Here is a 418-nt window from a genome sequence, read left to right as displayed (position 1 = left end):
CCGCGCGGATCCGCCCGTCGGCGACCGCGCCCGAGCTGCTGCGCAACTTCTGCATCATCGCGCACATCGACCACGGCAAGTCGACGCTCGCCGACCGCATGCTGCAGCTCACGGGCGTCGTCGAGGCGCGCGCCATGCGCGCGCAGTACCTCGACCGCATGGACATCGAGCGCGAGCGCGGCATCACGATCAAGTCGCAGGCCGTGCGCATGCCGTGGGAGCTCGACGGCACGCCGTACGCGCTCAACATGATCGACACGCCCGGCCACGTCGACTTCACGTACGAGGTCTCGCGCTCGCTCGCCGCGTGCGAGGGCGCCGTGCTGCTCGTCGACGCCGCGCAGGGCATCGAGGCGCAGACGCTCGCGAACCTCTACCTCGCGCTCGAGAACGACCTGCAGATCATCCCCGTTCTCAA

At 69.6% G+C, this 418-nt stretch carries 1 protein-coding gene; it reads left to right on the top strand.

Annotated features, from left to right (window positions below; translation table 11 throughout):
• Nucleotides 1–8: 8 nt before the first annotated feature.
• A partial coding sequence (locus G3I71_RS48610) for a GTP-binding protein (protein ID WP_164325386.1) occupies nucleotides 9–418 on the top strand: 410 nt, incomplete at its 3' end.

Source organism: Streptomyces sp. SID12501, from assembly GCF_010550245.1.
In the GTDB taxonomy this organism is placed as follows: domain Bacteria; phylum Actinomycetota; class Actinomycetes; order Streptomycetales; family Streptomycetaceae; genus Streptomyces.
This window is presented reverse-complemented; position numbering and strand designations above follow the sequence as displayed.